Origin of the sequence: Cupriavidus sp. AU9028, assembly GCF_019795295.1 — a bacterium.
Lineage (GTDB): Bacteria > Pseudomonadota > Gammaproteobacteria > Burkholderiales > Burkholderiaceae > Cupriavidus.
In genome coordinates this window covers 375,963-397,178 of sequence record NZ_JAIMCG010000002.1, presented here as the reverse complement: position 1 = coordinate 397,178, position 21,216 = coordinate 375,963, and the positions used below count along the sequence as shown (strand labels likewise).

Sequence of the window (21,216 nt, the reverse complement as noted above, 5' to 3'; positions counted from 1 at the left end):
CCCCGCCGCGGGGGGGGGGGCGTTTTTTTTTAAAAACCCCCGGGTTTTTTTCTTGCGGGGGGGCCCCCCCCCCCCCCCCCCCCCCCCCCCGCCACGCAGGCTTTCGATCATCGCCGTTCCGGCAGCGCGATGGCGCGACGGGACAAGGAGGGCAATATCATGTTTGATTCGATGAAACGCCATGCGGCACCGCTGACCGGTCTGCTTGCAGCGTTGATGCTGGGCGGATGTGGCAACCTGAGCCGTATCGACGACCGTGGGGCGAGTGCATCGCCGGTCTGGCCCGCCATGGACGAGACCACCATGACGCTGCGCGAGGGCATCCATCCAGACCCCGCCAGACTCGCACTGGTCAAGCCTGGCATGACCAAGGACCAGCTGTATCATCTGCTCGGCCGTCCGCACTTCCTGGAAGGGTTCTTCTTCGTGCGCGAGTGGGACTACCTGTTCCATCTGCAGACCCCATCCGGCGACAAGGCGTGCCAGTACAAGGTGCTCTTCGACCGGGACATGCGCGCGCAGCAGTTCCTGTGGCGCGAGCAGGCGTGCGCGGACGCCGCGACGGCGTTATCCGCGGCTGCGGCGGGCAGCAAGCCGGGCGCCTGACCTGCATCGTTGCAAACGTGGCGGTGCTGCCGGTTCGCCCGGCGGCGTTGCCACGATGCCGGTCCGCAGTGCGCTTCGTATAGACGAGGGCGCCTTCGCCCATCTCTTTCTGTTCCTGGAGTTTCCATGTCCCGCACCGCGACGACTGCCCTCTCGCTCCTCGCATTTCTCGCCCTGAGCGCCTGTCAACAGCTACCGACCCAGTCGGGGCAGGGCGGCGAGGCGGTACGCGCCGGCGCTGCGGCAACGGCCGCGAGCGCAGCCGGCGCTGCCGCGGCGCCCGCCCAGGCGGCGCCGTCCGCGCAGGCAGCGCTGCGCCCGAGCGTCGAGTTCCGGCTGGCACAGCCCGAACAGGCGCCCAACCTGAGCCAGCTTCGCATGGCGAACGCGACGCTGTGGGTCGCGCCGCAACCGGTACTGACGCGAAGCGACCTCAGCACCGTGGTCTCGGTGCGCAGCAAGGACGGCAAGCCCTACGTGCGCTTTGCCTTCAACGAAAGCGGGGCGCAAAAACTGGCTGCCGTGACCCAGCGCTTCCCGGGGAAGAACCTGGTGCTGACGGTGGGTGGCAACCTGGTGGCGACACCGCGCATCGGTGGCCCCGTCGCCAATGGCGTGCTCTTCGTGCCGATGGCCAGCGAGCAGCAGGCGCTGAACGTCGCCGCGGTCATCGGGGGCGCCGGCGCACCCGCGATCCGGTAGGACAACCGCACTTTGCCGGGGCCGGGGCGCCCCCGAGGGGGACAGCGCCCGGCCTTCAGGGCAGCGGCGCGCTGCGCCCCGCTGCCAGCGCCCGCTCGATGCATGCGAGCAACTCGGTATCCTGGAACGGCTTGTCCAGGAAACACACCGCCCCGGCGGCCCGAGCCTGCCGGGCAACGCCTTCCCTCGAAAACGCTGTCATGAAGATGACTGGCATCTGCCGGCCCTGCATACGCAACGCCTCGAACAGCGCCAAGCCGCTCATCCGCGGCATCTGCACGTCGGTGACGACGCAGGCGATCTGATCGATCGTCGGAGAGGCCAGCAGCTCGGCGCCCCCGTCATGCAGTTCGACGGCCAGGCCGAAGGAGCGCACCAGCCGGCCCATGGCCTGCAGCACGGAGGCGTCATCGTCGACGATGGCAATCACGGGGGTCGCATTCACATTGCATCCTTGGGGATCGTGCGATGACAAGGCGTCCGGGTCCCCCACCGCTGGTCTTCAAGCATACCGCCTTGCGGCCCGCCGCCACATCATACGGTGGTATTGCCACGTGCGTGCGCGGCGCCGGCCAGCAGCGATAGCTGCTGAACGGACAACGTCGGCAGCACCCCCGTGCCAGCACCCCAACGCAGCCCGCTAATGCACCGCATCGTCATCCTTGCGCTGCGCCGCCAGTGTGGGGGCCGGCTTGCCGGTGATCTTCGGCATGCATTCGGTATGGAACCAGGCCGCCGTCACCGGCTGTCCTTCCGGCATGCGCTTGACCGGCGGCACCAGCTGCTCGCCGACCAGCATGCCGAGCAGGCCGATCAGCGCGACCGCGGGCGGCGCGGGCGAGCGCACCTGCATCAGCGCGTAGAGGATGCCGACCAGCACGCCGGCGCCAAGAGAGACGAGATAGAGTTTCATGGTGGTCCCAGGGAATCGAGATGGCGGTCAGCGCCGGGCAGCCGCGTCGGGCGGCAGCCCCACGCCAAGCAGATGGCGTACGCGAGGCCGTTCCGCGCCAACGTGGTACTTCGCGACATCGCGCTGCAGGTCGGCATCGGCGTTGGGCACGCGGCGGTGCTGGCGCAGATGCTCGGCCCACGACTCCACCAGGAACCACTCCGTCAACAGGTCCGGATCGGCCGGGTCTTCCATCACGCCCCAGTTGAAGGCGCCGTCGCGCAGCCGTTCCTCGGATAGCTGGTGCACGGCGTGCAGGAAGCCGTCGCGGTTCTGCGGCGGGATGCGGTATTCAATCAGGATCATCACCGGGCCGCGGTCGTGCGCGATGTCGCCAGCCGCCTCGGGCTCGGGCCAGTGGCCGGCGGGCGCCAGATCCTCTTCGCCGCGCGGCAGGCGCAGCCGATGCAGCAGCAGCGCGGCGACGACCAGGCCCGCGCCGGCGATCAGCAGCGCGTTCGGCGTCCCCAGCCCCTGCGCGACAAAACCCCAGATCAGGCTGCCGCCGGCCAGCGCACCATTGAAGACCATCTGGTAGACCGCCAGCGCCCGGCCGCGCACCCAGTTGGGCAGGATGGCCTGCGCGGCGCCGCCCAGCGTCGTCAGCGCGGTGATCCACGCCGCGCCAAGCAGCAGGAGCAGTACCAGCGACAGCCAGATGGGCGGCGCGAACGACAGCGCCGCCATCACCACGGCGGTCGTGATCGCGGAGACCAGCACCAGGCCGTCGCCGTCCAGGCGCTTCTGCAGCAACGGCATGGTCAGCGCGCCAAGGATCGCGCCTGCACCGACCGCGCCCAGCAGCAGGCCGTACAGGCCCGCGCCGCCCTGCAGCAGCTGGCGCGCCACCAGCGGCAGCAGCGCCCACACGCTGCTGGCGAAGGCGAAATGCACGGCCGCGCGCACCAGCACGATATGCAGCTTGCTGTGGGCGCGGGTAAAGCGCAGGCCGGCGCGGAACGCGCTGAAGAAGTGTTCGCGCAGCGGATCGGTCTCGCGCACCGGACGGCGCCACCAGACCAGCGCGCCGATCACGAACAGATAGCTCAGCAGGTCGGCGCCATACGTCGCCGCGGCGCCGAACGCCGCCAGCAGCAGGCCGCCAGTGGCCGGGCCGATGGCGCGGGCGATGTTGACGCCCAGCGCGTTCAGCGCAACCGCCTGCCGCAGCGAGCTGGATGGCACCAGCTCCGGCACGATCGCCTGCCAGCTCGGCCCCATCATGGCCGCGCCGATGCCGCCGAGAAAGGCCAGGCCGATCAGGATCTCGATGGTCAGGCCATCGCGCCAGGCCAGCAGCATCAGCGTGCCGCTGACCAGCGCCAGGCCGACCTGGATCGCGATCAGGAAGCGGCGCCGGTCCAGGATGTCGGACAGCACGCCGGCCGGAATGGCCAGCAGGAACACCGGCAGCGTGGCGGCCGCCTGGATCGTCGCAACGGCAGCGGGGGAAGTAGACAGGTCGGTCGCCAACCAGGCACTGGCGACATCGCGCATGAAGCTGCCGATATTGCCCAGCACCGTGGCGACCCACAGCACGGCAAAGGTCGGCTGCGCGAGCGGCGCGAACGAGCCCGAGGCGGCTGCCTTGCCAGGGGAGGGAGCGGTCGCGCTCATGGGCGCCTCCGTTCGCGCAGGTCGTCCACGGCCACCAGCAGCAGCGCGCCGACCAGCCCGAGATGTTCGAAGAATGCGTTGGTCATCATGAATTGCGCCTCCGGGGGCGCGCTCCAGAAGCGATTGGTGACGAAGGTCGCCAAGAGGGTGAAGGCGGCCAGCGCGAGCGCGCCGAGCCAGCGCCAGACCCCGAGCAGGATCATGGCGCTTGCCGCCAGTTCGAGCGCAATGGTGGCGATCGCCATCGGCACTGCCGGGGTCAGGCCGAAGTGCTGCATCTCGGCCACCGCGCCGGAGAAGTCGAACAGCTTGACCAGTCCCCCTTGCAGATAGGCGCCGCACAGCAGCAAGAGGGCAAACCATTTGAGACGGTGCGCAAGCGACGGGCGGTCCTCGGCGGGGGACAGCCGGGTGTTGGACAGGGCCATGTTCGTTCTCCGGTGGCGAGGTGGCGCGATGGGTCAGAAGGCCCAGCAGGAGCAGCCCAGCGCACCCCAGAACGTGCTTTCCTGCGAGGTCGGCACGCTGGAGGTCCACGCCCTGGCATGGGCGTGCCCATGCACGCCGCACGACGATGCGCAGCCGCATGCGGTGTTCAGCGCCAGCGTGCGGGCCTGTGCCTGCGGACGCGGCTGGTAGCGGCTGCCGTGGCGAGCCGGCGACCAGTCGGGCATGGCCGGCGGCAGATCGGGTGCGTGCTGGCCGAACTCGGCATCGCCGTAGACCACCTTGCCGCCCAGCACCGTCATCACCGAGGTGATGTCCTGGATCTCGTCGCCGGGCACGGCAAAGTAGTCGGCCGACAGCACGGCCAGGTCGGCGAGCTGGCCCGCCTTGATCTGGCCCTTCTTGCCGACCTCGGACGAGAACCAGGTGTTGGCCTCGGTCCACAGCCGCAGCGCGGTGTCGCGATCGAGCAGATTGGCCTGCGGATACATCGACATGCCGCCCACGGTCTTGCCGGTGGTCAGCCAGTACAGCGATACCCACGGGTTGTACGAGGCGACCCGCGTGGCGTCCGTGCCCGCGCCGACCTTGACGCCCTTTTCCAGCATCTTCTTGATCGGCGGCGTGGCCTCGGCCGCCTTGGCGCCATAGCGCTCGACGAAGTACTCGCCCTGATAGGCCATCCGGTGCTGCACCGCGATGCCGCCGCCCAGCGCGGCGATGCGGTCGATATTGCGGTCGGAGATGGTTTCGGCGTGGTCGAAGAACCAGTTCAGGCCATCGAAGGAGATGTCGCGCGCCACCTTCTCGTAGACGTCCAGCGCCCGCGTAATGGTCTCGTCATAGGTCGCGTGCAGGCGCCACGGCCAGCGCTTCTCGGCCAGCAGCCGGATCACCGGTTCGAGATCGCCTTCCATCGACGGCGGCATGTCCGGGCGCTCGACGCGGAAATCCTCGAAGTCCGCCGCCGTGTAGACCAGCATTTCGCCCGCGCCGTTGTGGCGGTACAGGTCGTCGCCCTGGCCCGGCTTGACCTTGGCGGTCCAGTTCTGGAAGTCCTGCAGTTCTTCCTTGGGCTTCTGGGTGAACAGGTTGTACGCCAGCCGCACCGTCAGCTGCCCGTCGCGGTGCAGCTCCTCGATGATGTTGTAGTCCTCGGGGTAATTCTGGTAGCCGCCGCCGGCATCGATCACGCCGGTCACGCCCAGGCGGTTCACCTCGCGCATGAAGTGGCGCGTGGAGTTTTTCTGGTACTCCGGCGGCAGCTTCGGTCCCCTGGCAAGGGTCGCGTAGAGAATGGTCGCGTTGGGTTTGGCCAGCAGCAGGCCGGTCGGGTTGCCGCTCGCGTCGCGCACGATCTCGCCGCCCGGCGGGTTCGGCGTGTCCTTGTTGTAGCCCACCGCCCGCAGCGCGGCGCCGTTCAGGATCGCGCGATCATACAGATGCAGGATGAACACCGGCGTGTCGGGGGCCACCGCGTTCAGTTCTTCGAGGGTCGGCAGCCGCTTCTCGGCGAACTGGTGCTCGGTGAAGCCGCCCACCACGCGCACCCATTGCGGGGCAGGGGTGCGGTCGACCTGCGCCTTGAGCATGCTCATGGCATCGGCCAGCGAACGCACGCCGTCCCAGCGCAGTTCCATGTTGTAGTTCAGCCCGCCGCGGATGATGTGCATATGGCTGTCGATCAGCCCGGGAATGGCCCGCCGGCCATTCAGGTCGATCACCCGTGTGCCCGCCGCCGCGAGCTTCATGACCTCGTCGCGGGTGCCCACGGCCAGGAAGCGGCCGTCGGCGATGGCGACGGCATCGGCCTGGGGATTGGCGCGGTCGAGCGTGGCGAACTTGCCGTTGACGAGAATCAGGTCGGGGGTCGGGTTCGGTGACATGGCGAAGAGCTCCGAAGAGGCGGCCGCGCCAAGCGCGGCCGCCGACGCGATGAATTGCCGGCGGGTAACTGACATGGGATCAGGCGGGATCAGGCGTTGAGGAAGGCGAGCAGGTCGGCGTTGACCTGGTCGGCGTTGATCACGCACATGCCGTGCGATGCGCCCTTGTAGACCTTCAGCGTGGCGTTCCTGACGATCTCGGCGGACAGGCGCGCCGAGTTGTCGATCGGCACGATCTGGTCGTCGTCGCCATGCAGGATCAGCGTCGGCACGTCGATCTTCTTCAGGTCCTCGGTGTAGTCGACCTCGGAGAATTCCTTGATGCAGGCGTACTGGCCGAGGATGCCGCCGGCCATGCCCTGCGCCCAGAACGCGTCGATGGTGCCCTGCGAGACCTTGGCATCGGGCCGGTTGAAGCCGAAGAACGGCACCGCCAGGTCCTGGTAGAACTGCGAGCGGTTGTCGGCGACACCCTTGCGGATGTTGTCGAACACCGCCAGCGGCAGGCCATTGGGGTAGGCCTTGCTCTTCGCCATGGTCGGCGGCACCGCGCCGATCAGCACGGCCTTGGCCACGCGGCTGGTGCCATGGCGCCCGATGTAGTGCGCGACTTCGCCGCCGCCGGTCGAATGACCGACCAGCGTGGCGCCCTTCAGGTCCAGCGCATCGAGCAGGGCCGCCAGATCGTCGGCGTAGGTGTCCATGTCGTTGCCCGTGCTCGGCTGGTCCGAACGGCCGTGGCCGCGGCGGTCATGGGCGATCACGCGGAAGCCCTTCTGCACGAGGAACAGCATCTGCGCGTCCCAGGCGTCGGCATTGAGCGGCCAGCCGTGGGAGAACACGACTGGCTGGCCCGAGCCCCAGTCCTTGTAGAAAATCCGGGTACCGTCCCTGGTGGTGATGCTGTTCATGGTCTTGGTTCCTGAAGGTGGATGGCGAGGAGAATGGTGGGCGGGCGGCGATCAGCGCGCGGCCACCGGCGCGATCGACTCGTGCGGCGTGGCGGTGCGCTGCTCGGCCTTGTGCACCATGGTGTAGGCGTAGTCCACGCCCATGCCGTACGCACCCGAGTGTTCCTTGACCAGCTTCATCACGGCGTCATAGCTGTCGCGGTTGGCCCAGTCGCGCTGCCATTCGAGCAGCACCTGCTGCCAGGTCACGGGCACCACACCGGCCTGCACCATGCGCTGCATCGCGTAGTCGTGCGCTTCCTTGGTCGTGCCGCCGGAGGCGTCGGCCACCATGTAGATCTCGTAGTCGCCTTCGAGCATCGCGCACAGGGCGAAGGTGGTGTTGCAGACTTCGGTCCACAGGCCCGACACCACGACCTTCTTGCGGCCGTTGGCCGCCAGGGCGTCGCGCACCTTCTGGTCGTCCCACGAGTTCATCGAGGTGCGCTCCAGCGTCTTCGTGTTGGGGAACACATCGAGGATTTCCGGGAAGGTGTAGCCGGAAAACGATTCGCTCTCGACCGTGGTGATGGTGGTCGGGATGTTGAAGATCTTCGCTGCCTTGGCCAGGCCCACCACGTTGTTCTTCAGCGTCTGGCGGTCCATCGACTGCACGCCGAAGGCCATCTGGGGCTGCTGGTCGATGATGATCAGCTGGCTGTTGTGCGGGGTCAGGACTTCGAGTTTCGAGTTGTTCATGGTGTCGCTCCTTGGAGATCGAGGTTTGGTTCATGGGCCGCCCGCTGCGAGGCGAAGCGATGCGGCACTGGGGGCGTTGGTCATTCCAGCGTCATCGTCGTCGATGAACGCGGTGCGACCCGACCGAAGACTAGTTGCCGGCCGGCGCCGGTGCCATTGGCTGATCGTATTAATTGGCTCGCCTGCCGGGGTGAGGCGGCGGACGCCAGCTCGCGGTAAAAGCACACATATTCGTTATCCTGAAAGCAGCGGTTTTGAATGTCTTGTCGTTGCCGCGCAGCGCTTGCTTGCTGCGATGGGTTGAACTATAGAGGTCCAAACGCCACCTTTTTCCAGCAGAAATTGCCAAAGTCGTTCAGGAATTTTGAATGCGTGGATCGGGCGCGCAGGCATGCCGGCCGCGTGGCCCGGATGGGCGGATCGGCGCGACTGGAGGTAATACCTTGCGGTAGGGTGCTCGCCCGGTCAGAGCGCCGCGGCCAGCTCTATGCGCGCGGCGGAAGAGGCGGTGCCGGAGGCCAGGCGTGGCGCGGCGGGCGCGCGCGCGACGTCGCGCAATTGCTGCGCCATGACGACGAGATCGGCGAAGGTGGCGGCCTTCATCTTGCGCATGGCCTGGCCGCGATGGCCGCAGCAGCGTCCTTACCGCAGCCCCAGCCGCTCCTCCAGTTCCCGTACCAGCGTCACCACGCGCGGCCCGACCCGCTTCTGTTCCGTCTGGAAGGTGCCGGGCCGTGCGCGCACGCCGCTGTTGACGACGAACCACTGCGAATCCACCGGCTTGCAAAGCGGCACGGCGAAGGCGAACACGTCGTGGCGCCACTCGGCGCGGTTCGAGCAGTAGCCGCGGGTCTGCAGATCGCGCCGGGCCTGCGCCAATGCGGCTTCGGTGCGACGATAGGCATCGGGTTCCTGCAGCCGCAGCCGGTTCAGCACCGGCTCGCGCAGGGTGGGCGGCACGCCCCATAGCCAGGCGCGGCCGATTGCGGTGGTCAGCATCGGCAGCGCTGCGCCGATGTCGGGCGACACCACCAGCCGGTCGGTGGACAGCGCGGTCTCGACGTAGACCATCTGCGTGCGGTCGCGCAGGCCCAGCGAGACGGCGCCGCCCACTTCATCGGCGAGGGCCTTCATTAGCGGGCGCGCCACCTGCCGGATCTGCATGCCGGCCAGCAGCGGATAGCCGGGCGCGAGTACCGGCGCGCCGAGGCGGTATTTGCCCAGTTCCCGGTCATGCCGCAGATAGCCCAGCAGGCTCAGGGTATGCGTCAGCCGCGCGACCGTGGACTTCGACAGCCCCGTGCGCTGCACGAAGTCCCGATTGCCCAGCATCGCTTCGCCGGGCCGGTAGGCCAGCAGGATGTCGATGCCGTTGGCCAGCGTCGCGGCGAACTGGCGGTCCTTGGATTCCTCGGCAGCGGCGGGGGTGGCATTAACGGCGTGGGTGCGATCCGTGTTCATTCGAGCAGCGCCTCCACCTCGGCGACCAGTTCGAGCAGCGCCGGTCCCATTTCCCGATCCAGCTTGCGCGGCGTCATCCGGCTGGCCGGAACGCCACAGTTGAAGATCAGCACGTCGGCATCGACCATCTTGCGCAGCGGCACGCCGACGGCATGCACATCGGGCAGCCAGTCGCCGCGCGAACGGGTGAAGCCGAGCGTGGCCAGATCGTCGAGCGCGGCGGGTATCGCGCCGGCATGGCGCTGCCATTGCTGCGGGTCCGCTTCCTTCAACTCGGCAAGCACGCCGTCGCGCACGCGCGCCGGCGCCTGCGCCAGCCACGCCCGTCCCATCGCCGACGCCAGCATCGGCAACGAGGCGCCGATATCGGGCCGGAAAGCGACCGCATCGTGGCCGCGGCTGGTTTCGACGTAGACCATCTGCAGCCGGTCGCGCAAACCCAGCGAGACCGAGCCGCCCATCCGGTCGGCCAGCGCCTTCATCAGCGGCCGGGCCAGCTGCCGCACGCGCAGGCTTGCCAGCAGCGGGTAGCCCAGCGACAGCGCGGTCGAACCGAGCCGGTAGCGGCGCAGCTGCGCGTCGTAGAGCAGCAGGCCGCGCTCGGCCAGCGTGTACGTCAGCCGGGTGATGGTCGCCTTCGACAGGCCGGTGCGTTCGGCCAGTTCCTTGTTGCTGAGCACCGTCTCGCCGATGCGAAAACACTGCAGCAGCGACAGGCCGTTGGCCAGCGTGGTGGCGAAGGCGGGATCGGGATGGTGATGGATGGGTCTGGGGGCGGGCATGGCATGGCTTTCCTCGGTCGCAGTATGCGCCGCCTGTGGCGGGTGTTCAAGATAGCGAAACAGTACTGCCATCGCGCGGTGTGCGCGCTTACGCTGCCGCTCATCGATACACAGGAACCACGGAGCGAGACCGCGATGATCCGAGACCCCGAATCCTTCACGTCCTTTCTGGACTCGCTGCGCCGTTTCGTGCGCGAACGGCTGGTGCCGCGCGAAGCCGAGGTGGCGCGGCTGGACTGCGTCCCCGACGACGTGGTCGACGCCATGGCCGCGCAGGGCATGTTCGGCTATTCCATCCCCGAGCAGTACGGCGGCATTGGCATGACCACCGAGGAACTGGTGCTGGCGGCCATGGAGCTGTCGCAGTGCTCGGTCGCATTCCGCGCGCGCGTCGGCACCAATACCGGCATCGGCTCCGAGGCGCTGGTGGCCGACGGCACGCCCGAGCAGAAGGCGCGCTATCTGCCGCTGCTCGCGCGCGGCGAGCTGACCGGCTCCTTTGCGCTAACCGAACCGGAGGCCGGCTCGGACGCCACCGCGCTGCAGACCACCGCGGTGCGCGACGGCGACCACTATGTGCTCAACGGGACCAAGTGTTTCATCACCAACGCGCCGATTGCGGGCCTCTTCACGGTGATGGCGCGCACCGATCCCGACAAGCCGGGCGCGAGCGGCATCTCAGCCTTCATCGTGCCGCGCGACACGCCGGGCCTCTCCACCGGCAAGCCCTACGAGAAGATGGGGCAGGAAGGCTCGCCGGTGTCGGAGGTGCACTTCGACAATTGCCGCGTGCCGGCCTCCAGCATCATCGGCGGCAAGGAGGGGCAGGGCTTCCGCACCGCGATGAAGGTGCTGAACAAGCAGCGCATCCACCTGGCCGCGCTGTGCACCGGCCCGGCCATCCGCATGCTTGACGATGCCGTGCGCTTCGTCACCGAGCGCAAGCAGTTCGGCCAGCCCCTGGCGGAATTCCAGCTGGTGCAGGCGATGGTCGCCGACTGCCAGACGGAAATCCACGCCGCCCGCGCGCTGATTCTCGATACCGCGCGCAAGCGCGACGAGGGGCAGGACGTGACAATGGAAGCGTCGATCTGCAAGTACTTCGCCTCCGAGATGTGCGGCCGCGTGGCGGACCGCTGCGTGCAGCTGTTCGGTGGCTATGGCTACATCGCCGACTACGGCATCGAGCGCTTCTATCGCGATGTGCGGCTGTTCCGCCTGTACGAAGGCACCAGCCAGATTCACCAGCTCAATATCGCCAAGCGGACCTTCGCCCAGCGCGCCGGCCACTGAGCCGCCGCACGGAGCCACAAGGCCGGACACAAAGGAGGAGACAACCATGTTCAAGCGCACGCTGACCGCCGCCGCCGCCACGGTGCTGGGCGGGTTTGCCTTGCTGCCGGCGCCCGCCGGCGCGCAGGACCGATACCCGTCGAAGATCATCCGGCTGGTGGTGCCGTTCGCGCCCGGCGGCTCCACCGATATCGTGGCGCGGGTGATTGCCGAGCCGCTGCGCGAGGAGCTGGGCCAGTCCGTCATCGTGGAGAACCGTCCCGGCGCGGGCGGCAATATCGGTGGCGACACGGTCGCCAAGGCGGCGCCCGACGGCTACACGGTACTGATGGCAGCCGCCGGCCAGACCGCGATCAATCCCAGCCTCTACAAGAAGATGAGCTACGACCCCGCGCGCGACCTCGCCGCGGTGACGATGATCGCGCGCGACCACAACATGATGGCGGTCAACGCATCGCTGCCGGTCAAGACGGTGAAGGAATTCGTCGCCTACGCGAAGGCGAATCCGGACAAGATCACCTTCGGCTCTCCGGGCAACGGCAGCCCCGCACAGTTGGGCGGCGAACTGCTGAACCAGACCGCGGGGCTCTGGATGCGCCATGTGCCCTACAAGGGCAGCGGTCCCGCGGTCGCTGACCTGATCGCCGGGCATATCACGCTGATGATCGACAACATGCCGGCCATCTGGCCGCACGTGCAGTCGGGCCGGCTGCGGGCGCTGGCGGTAACCAGCGAGAAGCGCGCCTCCGGCGCACCGGACGTGCCGACCGCCGAGGAGGCCGGTCTGAAGGGCTATGTGGTCACCGCCTGGAAGGGCCTGATGGTGCCGACCAACACGCCTCGGCCTGTCATCGACCGGCTCAACCAGGCCACCGTCAAGGTGCTGGCGCGTCCCGAGGTGCGCAAGCGGCTGATCGAACAGGGCGCCGAGCCGGTCGGCAACACGCCCGAACAGTTTGCCGAGCAGATCCGCACCGATACGGCGTGGTGGGCGGCACTGGTCAAGTCGACCGGCACGACGATGGACTGACGGCCGCGCGCGGGCGCACCGTCACTGCGGCAGGGCGTCGGGCGTGTACTGTGCCGCGAATTCCGCCGAGGGCGGGATCGGCTTGATCACGTCGATCAGCACGCCGTTCGGATCGGCGGTGATGAAATGCCGCTGGCCGAACGGCTCGTCGCGCAGCGCAAGCAGGATCGGCAGCCCCGCCTGCTGCGCGTGGCGATACACGGCGTCCACATCCTCCACCTCGAAATTGAGGATGGTGCCCGCCACGGGGGCGCCCCGGCCGGCCGGGATGGTCTCGTGCCGGTAGTCCAGTACCGCCAGGTTCACCTCCGGCGCGTCCGGCATCTGCAAGTGCCAGTACCAGTCACTGGAGAATTGCGGCTCGAAGCCGAAATGCTCGCGGTAGAACCCGGCCGTGCCGGCGACGTCGGCGGTCTGGATGACGGGGTAGAAGCTGGTGATCTTCATGGCGACACTCCTGGAGGACGAAAAAAACATACAGGCTGCATGTTGCGTTCCGTTATAGCATACAGGCTGCATGTATGCAAAGGAGGATCGCAACCGCCATGGCTCGGACCAATCGGGAAAGAACGGACACCACGCGCGCCGCGCTGATCGCGGCCGCACGAGCCCTGTTCGTCGAGAAGGGCTATGCCGCCACCTCCACGCCGGAGATCGTCGCGGCGGCGGGCATCACGCGCGGCGCCTTGTATCACCACTTCGAGGACAAGCGCGCGCTGTTCCGGGCCGTCGTGGAGGAAGAGATGCGGCAAGTGGCCGAGGAGATCGAGCGCGCGGCCCCTGCCGCGGACGATGCCAGGGCCGCGCTGGTGGCCGGCAGCGAGGCCTATCTGGCGGCAATGACGGTGACGGGCCGGACCCGGCTGATGCTGGTGGACGGCCCGGCGGTATTGGGGGTTGCCGAGGCCCTGGCGCTGGATCAGGCCTGGGCTGGCCGCACGCTGCGCGAGGGCCTGGCCGCCGCGCTCGACAGCCGCCTCGCCCCGCCGCTGACGATCGCAGCGCTGGCGACGTTGTTGTCGGCTGCCTTCGACCGGGCGGCGCTGGCGATCGACGCCGGTGACGACCCGCGGGCAATCCGCGCGGCGATGGTGGACCTGATAGAGAGCACGGTCACGCGCGGCGAGAGAGGGTAGGACCGGGGCCGGCCCGCATGGCCTGCGCCCGCATCGCCCCTTACGCAGGCCTCGCTTCCGGCTCGGCCAGCGGCTCCCGCGCATCCTCGCAAGGCGGTGCCATGCTCGTGTCCGCGGCCTGGCCGACCACCTCGCTGGCCGCATCGGAGACCGGCAGCACGTGGCTCGCGCGCCAGTTCCCATACCGGTAGTAGGCCGCGGCCAGCGCCAGCGAAATCAACGATCCCAGCGGAAAGCTCCACCAGATCGCATCGGCGCCATAGCGGTCGCCAAGCCCCCAGGCGAACGGCACGCGCACCAGCCACATCGAGACGAACAGCACCACCAGCGGGACCATCACCGCCCCGGTCGCGCGCACCGTGCCGAACAGCACGATGGAAAAGCCGAACAGCACGAAGGACCACAGCACCACCGCATTGATGTGCTGCGCGATCTCGATGGCGCCGCCTTCGTCCGGCAGGAACAGCCCAAGCGAATGCCGGTTGAACAGGTAGATCAGGCCCACCAGCGCGCCGGTCATCAGCACGTTGAAGAGCAGGCCGGTGCGCGTGATCTGGCCCACGCGGTCCCAGCGCCGGGCGCCGATATTCTGCGCGACCATCGACGAGACGCTGGCGCCCACGGCAAGGGCGGGCATCTGCACATAGGTCCACAGCTGCGACGCCACGCCGTACGCGGCGGCGGTCTCCGAGCCATATCGATTGACCATCGCCATCATCACGATGGCCGACGACGAGATCACGACCATCTGCAATCCCATCGGGATGCCCTTGATCAGCAGCGCCTTCAGAATGGCGGGGTCCGGCCGCAGGAACGCCAGCTCGCTTCGACCGAGCGCGAGGAAGTGCCGGCGGCGGTAGAGCACCCACAGCATCGCGGCCAGCGCCACCAGCTGGGAAATCAGCGTGGCCAGGGCCGAACCGGCGATGTGCAGCGCGGGCAGCGGACCGACGCCGAAGATCAGGATCGGGTTGAGCACCACGTCTAGCACGACCGACAGCAGCATGAAGTAGAACGGCGTGCGGGAATCGCCCGCGCCGCGTAACGTCATCATCACGAAGTTGTAGAAGTACATGAACGGCAGCGCCAGGAAGATGATCCGCAGATAGCGGATCGCCAGCGGCGTGGCGTCCGCGGGCGTGCCCATCGCCTGCAGGATGGCAGGGGTGAAGACGTAGCCGATCCCCGCGGCGGCGACGGACAGCAGCACGAAGAACACGGCGCTGGTGCCCACCACGCGCCGCGCCGCCTGCGCGTCGCCCGAGCCGATGGCCTGCCCCACCATGATGGTGTTGGCCATGCTGGTGCCGAACACCACGCCGAGCAGGAAGAACAGCAGGATGTTGGCGTTCGAGGTCGCCGTCAGCGCAGCCTCGCCCAGATGATGGCCAACCCAGATCGAGTTGATGGAGGCGTTCAGCGATTGCAGGATGTTGCTGCCGAGCACCGGCAGCGAGAACAGCAGCAGGGTGCGGCCGATCGGGCCGGTAGTGAGCCTGGCGTCGGGTTTCATTGTGCTTGTCTGGTCCGCCGGACAGGCCCGGCCACAGCACATGGTAGACGGGCCGATGCCGCCGCACAGTCGGCATGCGGCCGACAGGCGGGCCCCACGGGAGCATCGTGGCTCGCACCTGTCTGTACACTAAGACAATGGTATGGTGGTCAACGCAACGTCAATGTGCTGAAATCTACCCGAGCCCGGGGCGGCATGACCGCCCCGTCTTTATGGACTCCGCGTCGATCCGGCGAGCGGACTGGAGGTTTACCGTGACATCCCTCAGCGTGGCGCAGGGCAGCGCCGGCAACGAGTCGATGGTCCTGGTCGTCGACGACGATGCCGGGGTCCGTACCGGCCTGGCAAGTCTTTTTCGCTCCGTCGGCATGCAGGCCGCCCTGTTCGGCTCGGCCTCCGAAATGCTCGACTACCCGCTGCCCGATACCCCGTGTTGCCTGGTGCTCGACGTGCGCCTGCGCGGCCCCAGCGGGCTGGACCTGCAGAGCCGGCTCGCGCAAAGGCAGGTGCGCATTCCGATCATCTTCATGACGGGATATGGCGACATCCCGATGACGGTGGCGGCGATGAAGGCCGGCGCCGAGGACTTCATGGTCAAGCCGTTTCGCGATCAGGACCTGCTCGACGCAGTCTCGGCGGCGCTGGAAAAGGATCGGCTGCGCCGCGAAGAGATGCGTCAGGCCGACGAGGTCCGCGCCAACTACGCCACCCTGACACCGCGCGAGAGCGAAGTGATGGGGCTGGCGGCAAGCGGGCGGCTGAACAAGCAGATCGCGGCCGATATCGGCATCAGCGAAGTCACGGTCAAGATCCATCGGGGTCAGGCCATGCGCAAGATGAAGGCACGTACCTTCGCCGATCTCGTGCTGATGGCCCAGCAGCTCGGCCTGCGCTAGTGCCGCTGTCGGTCCGATCCGCGCTTGCTCGTCAGTCCTCCCCGCCAGTCTCCATCGACGTATGACCGAACGCCCGACTGAAGCCGGGGCGGAATCCGCCGCCCTGCTGGAACCGCTCGCCGCGCTGGACAGCCGCTTCGCCAGCGTGCAGGCCGTTCATCTGCTGCGGCGCGATGCCGGCGTGACGCTGTATCGCGTCAGCGCGGCGGGCGCCAGTTGCCTTGCCGCGATGGCGCCCGCGAGGGCGTCCGTGACAGCGCCCGCGATGGCGAGCCCACTGCCCGCTGGCACGCAGCGGCTGCGCCAGGAGTACGCGCTGCGCGCGGCCATCGATCCGCAATGGGGTGCCCGCCCGCTCGCGCTGATCGAGCATCGCAGCCAGCTGCTTCTGATGCTTGCCGATCCGGGTGGCACGTTGCTGTCCGAGCGGCTCGCGCAGCCGCCAGCGCTGGACGCCGCGCTGGCCATCGGGGTTGCCGTCGCACGGGCGCTCGATGGCCTGCACGGTGCGGCGCTGGTGCATTGCGACCTGAAGCCGGAGAACGTGCTGGTCGACGATGTCGGCGAATCGCTTGCCGCGCGGCTGACGGGCTTCGGCCTTGCCGCCGAAGTGCGCGAGGGCAGGGCGGTGCCTCGGGACGGGGAGGCGATCGAAGGCACCTTCGCCTATATGGCACCGGAGCGCACCGGACGGATCAACCGGGCGGTCGATGGCAGGGCGGACCTCTATTCCTTCGGCGTGCTGCTCTATCGGCTGCTCACCGGCACGCTGCCCTTTCATGCGACCGAGCCGGCGGAGTGGGTGCACTGCCATCTGGCGCAACGGCCGCTGCCGCCGCACGAACGCACGCCGGCCGTGCCGCAGCAGGTATCGCGGATCGTGATGAAGCTGCTGGAAAAAGCGCCGGAAGATCGCTACCAGTCGGCGTTCGGCGCGGTGCAGGATCTCGATCGATGCCTGTCCCGACTGCGGCAAGGCCTGCCGCTGGATGCGTTCGTCCTGTTCGATGATGACGTGCGCGCGCGCATCCACCGCAGCGACACGCTGCATGGCAGGGACGGGGAAGCGTCGGCCATTGCCGGCACGATCGAGCGGGTGCGCAGGGACGGCGCCTCCGCCTTCGTGCTCGTCTCCGGACGTTCGGGCGTTGGCAAGTCCGCGCTGGTCGACGCGGTGCGCCGGTCCTTCGATGCGGACACGGTGCGCTTTGCCACCGGCAAGTTCGACCAGTACGTGCGCGACATTCCCTACGCCACCTTGTCGCAGTGCTTCGATGGGCTGGTTCGGCAGGTGCTCTCCAGCGGCCCGGACGAGCGCGAAGCGTGGCGGCTCGCCATCGAGGATGCGCTGGGCGCGAACGCCAGGCTGCTGCTCGGGCTGGTGCCGGTGCTCCAAACGCTGATCGGCGCGCCGCCGGCGCTGCCGGTGCTGACCCCCGCTCAGCGGCAGGTGCGCTTCCAGTCTGCGATCCAGCGCTTCCTGCGCGTCTTTGCCAGCGCGCAGCGGCCGCTGGTGCTGTTCCTCGACGATCTGCAGTGGCTCGACGACGCCACGCTTTGCCTGCTCGAGGACTTCGCCCGGAGCGCTGACGTGCCTCATCTGGTCTGGGTCTGCGCCTACCGGGACGCGGAAGCGGACATGACGCCGAGCCTGGTCAGGACGCTCGACGCCATCGGCTCGGGCGCCGCCGTCGTGCAGCGTCTTGAACTGAAGCCCCTCGCCGCCGCGCCGCTCACCGCGCTGGTTGCGGAGGCCCTTGCATGCGATGAAGCACGCGCGGCGCCGCTCGCGGAGGTGCTGGCCGAGAGAACCGGCGGCAATCCCTATTTCGCGGTCCAGCTGCTGATGTCGCTCGCCGATCGCGGCCTGCTGCGCTTCGAGCCGGCAAGGCAGGCATGGCAGTGGGACTTGCCCGCGCTGCAGGCGCTTGCGTCCTGCGAGGATGCCATCGACGTGACCGCCGAGCGGCTGCGTTCGCTACCCGCCGCAACCCGCGAAGCGTTGTCCACGCTCGCTTGCCTGGGCAATGCCGCCTCGCTCGAGGCGCTGCGCATGGCGATGGCGGTGTCGACGGAAAAGGCCGGGCGGCGCCTTCAGCCCGCCGCCCTGGCGTCCCTCGTCCGCGTGGATGCCAGCGTCGTTGCCTTCGCGCATGACCGGGTCCAGGAAGCGGCCTATGCCCTGCTGCCGGAGCGCGAGCGGACCCGTATGCATCTTCTGATCGGTCGCCGGCTGCTCGCCGGCAACGGCGCCGATCTGCCTGCCGATGCGGTCTTCGACATCGCCACGCACTTCCTGCAGGCGGTGTCGATGATCGAATCGCACGCGGAGCGGCGGCAGGTCGCGGCGCTGTTTGGCCTGGCCGGCGACAAGGCAAGGGCGGCCAGCGCCCATGCATCCGCGCTGGCCTATTTCATTGCCGGCGACGACCTGCTCGCCGGCTTGCCGGACGACGGCATCGACGGTATCGACGGTATCGAGGGGAGCGCTGGCAACGGGGAACCGCTCGCCCGGCAGCGCTTCCAGCTCGCGTGGAAGCGCGCCGAGTGCGAATTCCTGACCGGGCAGCTGCAGGTAGCGGACGACCGGCTCGCGGCCATCGCCGGCACGACCGACGCGCTGCCCGAGCGTGCCGCGATTGCGGGCCTGCGCGTGACGCTGTACACGGCATGGGACCGCAGCGACCGGGCCATCGAAACGGGACTGGCGTTCCTGCGCCAGGCCGGCATCTCGTGGAACGAGCGGCCGTCGCGCGCCGACGTGCGGCAGGAATACGACGCGCTGCTCGCCGCCATCGGCCCGCGCGAGATCGGCGAGCTGATCTCGCTGCCCACGCTGCAGGAGTCGCGCGAGACCGCCATGCTCGACGTTCTCGCGGCGATGCTGCCGCCGGCGTTCTTCAGCGACGAGGATCTGGTCTGCCTGATTCTGTGCCGGATGGCCCGTATCAGCGTGCAGCACGGCAATACCGATGCGTCGTCGCTTGCGTACGCCTACCTGGGCATGGTGGTCGGTCCCTGCTTCGGCGACTACGGCAAGGCATACCGGTTCGGCAAGCTGGGCTACGACCTGGTCCAGACGCGCGGCCTCGTGCGCTACAAGCCGCGCGTCTATATGACGTTCGCCTACCACGTGCTGCCGTGGACGCGTCCTTTCGCCGCTGGCGATGCGCTGCTGCGCCGGGCCTTCGACGAAGCGGTGGAAGGCGGGGACCTGACCTATGCCGGCTACAGTTCCAGCACGCTGATCAGCAGCCGGCTCGCCGCCGGTGCGCCGCTCGCCCAGCTGGAACGGGAAGCGGACGAGAAGCTCGCCCACGTCCGCGCGACCCGCTTCGGGCTGATCGTCGACATCGTCACGGCGCAGCGGCAGTTGATCCGCGCGCTGCGGGGCGCGACGCGCCAGCTGTCTTGCTTCGACGACGGCGTCTTCGCCGAGGCCGAGTTCGAGGCGCATCTGGACGCCAATCGGAGCCTCGCCATCGCGTCCTGCTGGTACTGGATACGCCGGACGCAGTGCCACATCTATGCCGGCCGCTTCCCGGAGGCGCTGGCCGCCGCCGACCGCGCGCAGCCGCTGCTCTGGAGTACGGCGGGGCATCTCGAATACGCCGAATATCACTTCTTCGCCGGGCTGGCGCACGCCGGCTGCCACGCCGCTGCTGACGCCGACGGCCGGCGCATGCATCGCGAGGCCGCGCTCGGTCATCTGGACAAGATGCGCGTGTGGGCCCAGCACGCGCCGGCAAACTTCGCCAGCCGCGCGGCGTTGCTTGCCGGCGAGGTGGCGCGCATGGAAGGGCGGATCGAGGAGGCGATGCGGCAACTCGAGTCCGCCATCGCCAGCGCCGCCAGCTGCGGCCACATTCATGACGAGGCGCTTGCCAACGAGTACGCCGCGCGTCTGTGGCTGGCGCAGGGGTTGTCCAGCATGGCGACGGCGCTGCTGACAGAGGCGGCGCGCTGCTACCGGCAGTGGGGCGCCCACGGCAAGGTGGCGGCAATCGGCCGCGCGTACCCGGCAGTGGCGCAGCGGCTCGCCGAAGCGCATACCCAAGCGCAGACCCAAGCGCAGACCCAAGCGCATCCCGAAGCGGCGTCCGTGGTCGCCACCTCGCCCCAGGCGCTGGACCTGCAGGCCATCATCCGCTCGCTGCAGGCCGTCAGCGACCAGGGCACTCTCGCGCAGGTGATCGACAGCGTGATGACCATCGCGCTGGAGCAGGCCGGCGCCGAGCGCGCCGTGCTGGTCCTTCCTGCCGAGAAGGGGCTGCGCAGCCGCGCCCAGGCCCGGGTCGGCGCGGGCGGCGTAGCCGTGTCGAGCGAGGATATCGATATTGCAGCGGCCCATGTCCCGCTCACCATCGTGCAGGCCGTGATCCGGACCCATGCCCACGTGCTGATCGATGACGCCCGCGAGCGCCACGCCTTCGCCGCCGACCCGTACTTCGACCGCGAAGCGCACCGCTCGGTGCTGTGCCTGCCGCTGCGCCGGCAAGGAGAGATGCTGGGTATGCTGTATCTGGAAAACAGCCTCATCTCGCATGCCTTCACGCCGCAGCGGCTTGCCGTGCTGCAACTGCTCGCCTCCACCGCGGCGATCTCCATCGAGAACGCGGGCCTTGACGAAAAGACCGTGCTGCTCAAGGAGGTCCACCACCGCGTCAAGAACAACCTGCAGCTCATCAGCAGCCTGCTGAGCCTGCAGGCGTCGGCCATCGACGACCCGGATATCGTGCGCCTGTTCGCCGAGAGCCGCGACCGCGTGCGCTCGATGGCGCTGGCCCACGAAAACCTCTACCGCGCCGGCAACTTCGCGCGCGTCGCGATGGCGGACCATCTGCGCAACCTGTGCGCGCAGCTGGCGCGCGCGTATCGGCCTCCCCGGCAGGATGTCACGGTGCGCGTGGATGCCGACGAAGTCGAACTGGACATCGGCCGGGCCATCTCCTGCGGCCTGATCGTCAACGAACTGGTGTCCAACGCGCTCAAGCACGGCTTCGTCGATGGACGCGACGGCATCGTGACAGTGCGTCTGCATGTCGCGCAGCCGCAGCAATGCGTGCTGCAGGTGGCGGACAACGGCATTGGCATGGGTCCGTCAAGGCGGTCGCATGCCGCCGCGGGCCTGGGTCTCGAACTGGTCGACGACCTGGTCGCCCAGCTTGGCGGCACCTGCACCGTCGCGCACCAGCACGGGCTCGCCGTCACCATTGCTTTCGCCACGCCTGGACAGGAAACCTGAA

The 21,216-nt window shown here is 68.4% G+C and carries 19 protein-coding genes; 7 read left to right on the top strand and 12 right to left on the bottom strand.

The window, feature by feature from the left end; translation table 11 throughout:
• Positions 1 to 159 precede the first annotated feature (159 nt).
• Together K6V06_RS04085 and K6V06_RS04080 are read left to right on the top strand one after the other, a co-directional pair.
• Positions 160 to 606, top strand: a complete 447-nt coding sequence (locus K6V06_RS04085; RefSeq protein ID WP_222240285.1) for an outer membrane protein assembly factor BamE — start codon at positions 160 to 162, stop codon at positions 604 to 606.
• 126 nt (positions 607 to 732) lie between these two features.
• Entirely contained in the window at positions 733 to 1,308 is a 576-nt protein-coding gene (locus K6V06_RS04080) for a hypothetical protein (protein ID WP_222240284.1), read from the top strand.
• A gap of 55 nt (positions 1,309 to 1,363) precedes the next feature.
• Here the strand turns inward: K6V06_RS04080 and K6V06_RS04075 are convergent, their stop codons facing one another.
• The 10 genes from K6V06_RS04075 to K6V06_RS04030 all read right to left on the bottom strand — a co-directional run bounded on the left by K6V06_RS04075 (position 1,364) and on the right by K6V06_RS04030 (position 10,102).
• Positions 1,364 to 1,738, bottom strand: a complete 375-nt coding sequence (locus tag K6V06_RS04075) for a response regulator transcription factor (protein ID WP_370637379.1) — start codon at positions 1,736 to 1,738, stop codon at positions 1,364 to 1,366.
• A 210-nt stretch (positions 1,739 to 1,948) separates the two neighbouring features.
• A complete protein-coding gene (locus tag K6V06_RS04070; RefSeq protein WP_222240282.1) occupies positions 1,949 to 2,221 on the bottom strand; it encodes a XapX domain-containing protein in 273 nt (90 codons plus the stop codon).
• Positions 2,222 to 2,248: 27 nt separating this feature from the next.
• Positions 2,249 to 3,877, bottom strand: coding sequence for an MFS transporter (locus K6V06_RS04065; RefSeq protein ID WP_222240281.1), 1,629 nt, complete (start codon positions 3,875 to 3,877; stop codon positions 2,249 to 2,251).
• Positions 3,874 to 4,305, bottom strand: a complete 432-nt coding sequence (locus K6V06_RS04060; protein ID WP_222240280.1) for a DoxX family protein — start codon at positions 4,303 to 4,305, stop codon at positions 3,874 to 3,876. The genes K6V06_RS04065 and K6V06_RS04060 overlap by 4 nt, the downstream gene beginning before the upstream one ends.
• Positions 4,306 to 4,338: 33 nt before the next feature.
• Positions 4,339 to 6,285 (bottom strand): amidohydrolase, encoded by a 1,947-nt coding sequence (locus K6V06_RS04055; protein ID WP_370637378.1) that lies wholly within the window; start codon positions 6,283 to 6,285, stop codon positions 4,339 to 4,341.
• A gap of 14 nt (positions 6,286 to 6,299) precedes the next feature.
• On the bottom strand, positions 6,300 to 7,121 hold the full coding sequence (locus K6V06_RS04050) for an alpha/beta fold hydrolase (protein WP_222240278.1): 822 nt from the start codon (positions 7,119 to 7,121) through the stop codon (positions 6,300 to 6,302).
• Between the two features lie 51 nt (positions 7,122 to 7,172).
• Positions 7,173 to 7,859, bottom strand: a complete 687-nt coding sequence (locus K6V06_RS04045; protein ID WP_222240277.1) for a hydrolase — start codon at positions 7,857 to 7,859, stop codon at positions 7,173 to 7,175.
• Between the two features lie 465 nt (positions 7,860 to 8,324).
• Positions 8,325 to 8,471 carry a hypothetical protein gene (locus K6V06_RS20630; protein WP_255581572.1) on the bottom strand — a complete coding sequence of 49 codons (147 nt, stop codon included), beginning with the start codon at positions 8,469 to 8,471 and terminating at the stop codon, positions 8,325 to 8,327.
• Between the two features lie 30 nt (positions 8,472 to 8,501).
• Positions 8,502 to 9,320 carry an IclR family transcriptional regulator gene (locus tag K6V06_RS04035; RefSeq protein ID WP_222240276.1) on the bottom strand — a complete coding sequence of 273 codons (819 nt, stop codon included), beginning with the start codon at positions 9,318 to 9,320 and terminating at the stop codon, positions 8,502 to 8,504.
• Positions 9,317 to 10,102: an IclR family transcriptional regulator gene (locus tag K6V06_RS04030; RefSeq protein ID WP_222240275.1), complete on the bottom strand. Its 786-nt coding sequence runs from the start codon at positions 10,100 to 10,102 to the stop codon at positions 9,317 to 9,319. Before K6V06_RS04030 ends, K6V06_RS04035 begins: the two co-directional genes overlap by 4 nt.
• Before the next feature lie 135 nt (positions 10,103 to 10,237).
• Here K6V06_RS04030 and K6V06_RS04025 point away from each other — a divergent pair, with 135 nt between their 5' ends.
• Both K6V06_RS04025 and K6V06_RS04020 read left to right on the top strand, forming a co-directional pair.
• A complete protein-coding gene (locus K6V06_RS04025; protein ID WP_222240274.1) occupies positions 10,238 to 11,395 on the top strand; it encodes an acyl-CoA dehydrogenase family protein in 1,158 nt (385 codons plus the stop codon).
• A 46-nt stretch (positions 11,396 to 11,441) separates the two neighbouring features.
• Positions 11,442 to 12,425, top strand: coding sequence for a tripartite tricarboxylate transporter substrate binding protein (locus K6V06_RS04020; protein WP_222240273.1), 984 nt, complete (start codon positions 11,442 to 11,444; stop codon positions 12,423 to 12,425).
• 21 nt (positions 12,426 to 12,446) lie between these two features.
• Here the strand turns inward: K6V06_RS04020 and K6V06_RS04015 are convergent, their stop codons facing one another.
• On the bottom strand, positions 12,447 to 12,872 hold the full coding sequence (locus tag K6V06_RS04015) for a VOC family protein (RefSeq protein ID WP_222240272.1): 426 nt from the start codon (positions 12,870 to 12,872) through the stop codon (positions 12,447 to 12,449).
• Positions 12,873 to 12,970: 98 nt separating this feature from the next.
• Between K6V06_RS04015 and K6V06_RS04010 the strand changes: the two genes are divergently transcribed.
• Complete coding sequence (locus tag K6V06_RS04010) at positions 12,971 to 13,561, top strand: TetR/AcrR family transcriptional regulator (RefSeq protein WP_222240271.1); 591 nt, start codon at positions 12,971 to 12,973, stop codon at positions 13,559 to 13,561.
• 40 nt (positions 13,562 to 13,601) lie between these two features.
• On the opposite strand, the gene K6V06_RS04005 is transcribed toward K6V06_RS04010, so the two are convergent.
• On the bottom strand, positions 13,602 to 15,074 hold the full coding sequence (locus K6V06_RS04005) for an MATE family efflux transporter (protein WP_222240270.1): 1,473 nt from the start codon (positions 15,072 to 15,074) through the stop codon (positions 13,602 to 13,604).
• Positions 15,075 to 15,373: 299 nt separating this feature from the next.
• Between K6V06_RS04005 and K6V06_RS04000 the strand changes: the two genes are divergently transcribed.
• Both K6V06_RS04000 and K6V06_RS03995 read left to right on the top strand, forming a co-directional pair.
• Positions 15,374 to 15,970, top strand: a complete 597-nt coding sequence (locus K6V06_RS04000; protein ID WP_255581598.1) for a response regulator transcription factor — start codon at positions 15,374 to 15,376, stop codon at positions 15,968 to 15,970.
• A 61-nt stretch (positions 15,971 to 16,031) separates the two neighbouring features.
• Entirely contained in the window at positions 16,032 to 21,215 is a 5,184-nt protein-coding gene (locus K6V06_RS03995) for an AAA family ATPase (RefSeq protein ID WP_222240268.1), read from the top strand.
• Position 21,216 lies beyond the last annotated feature (1 nt).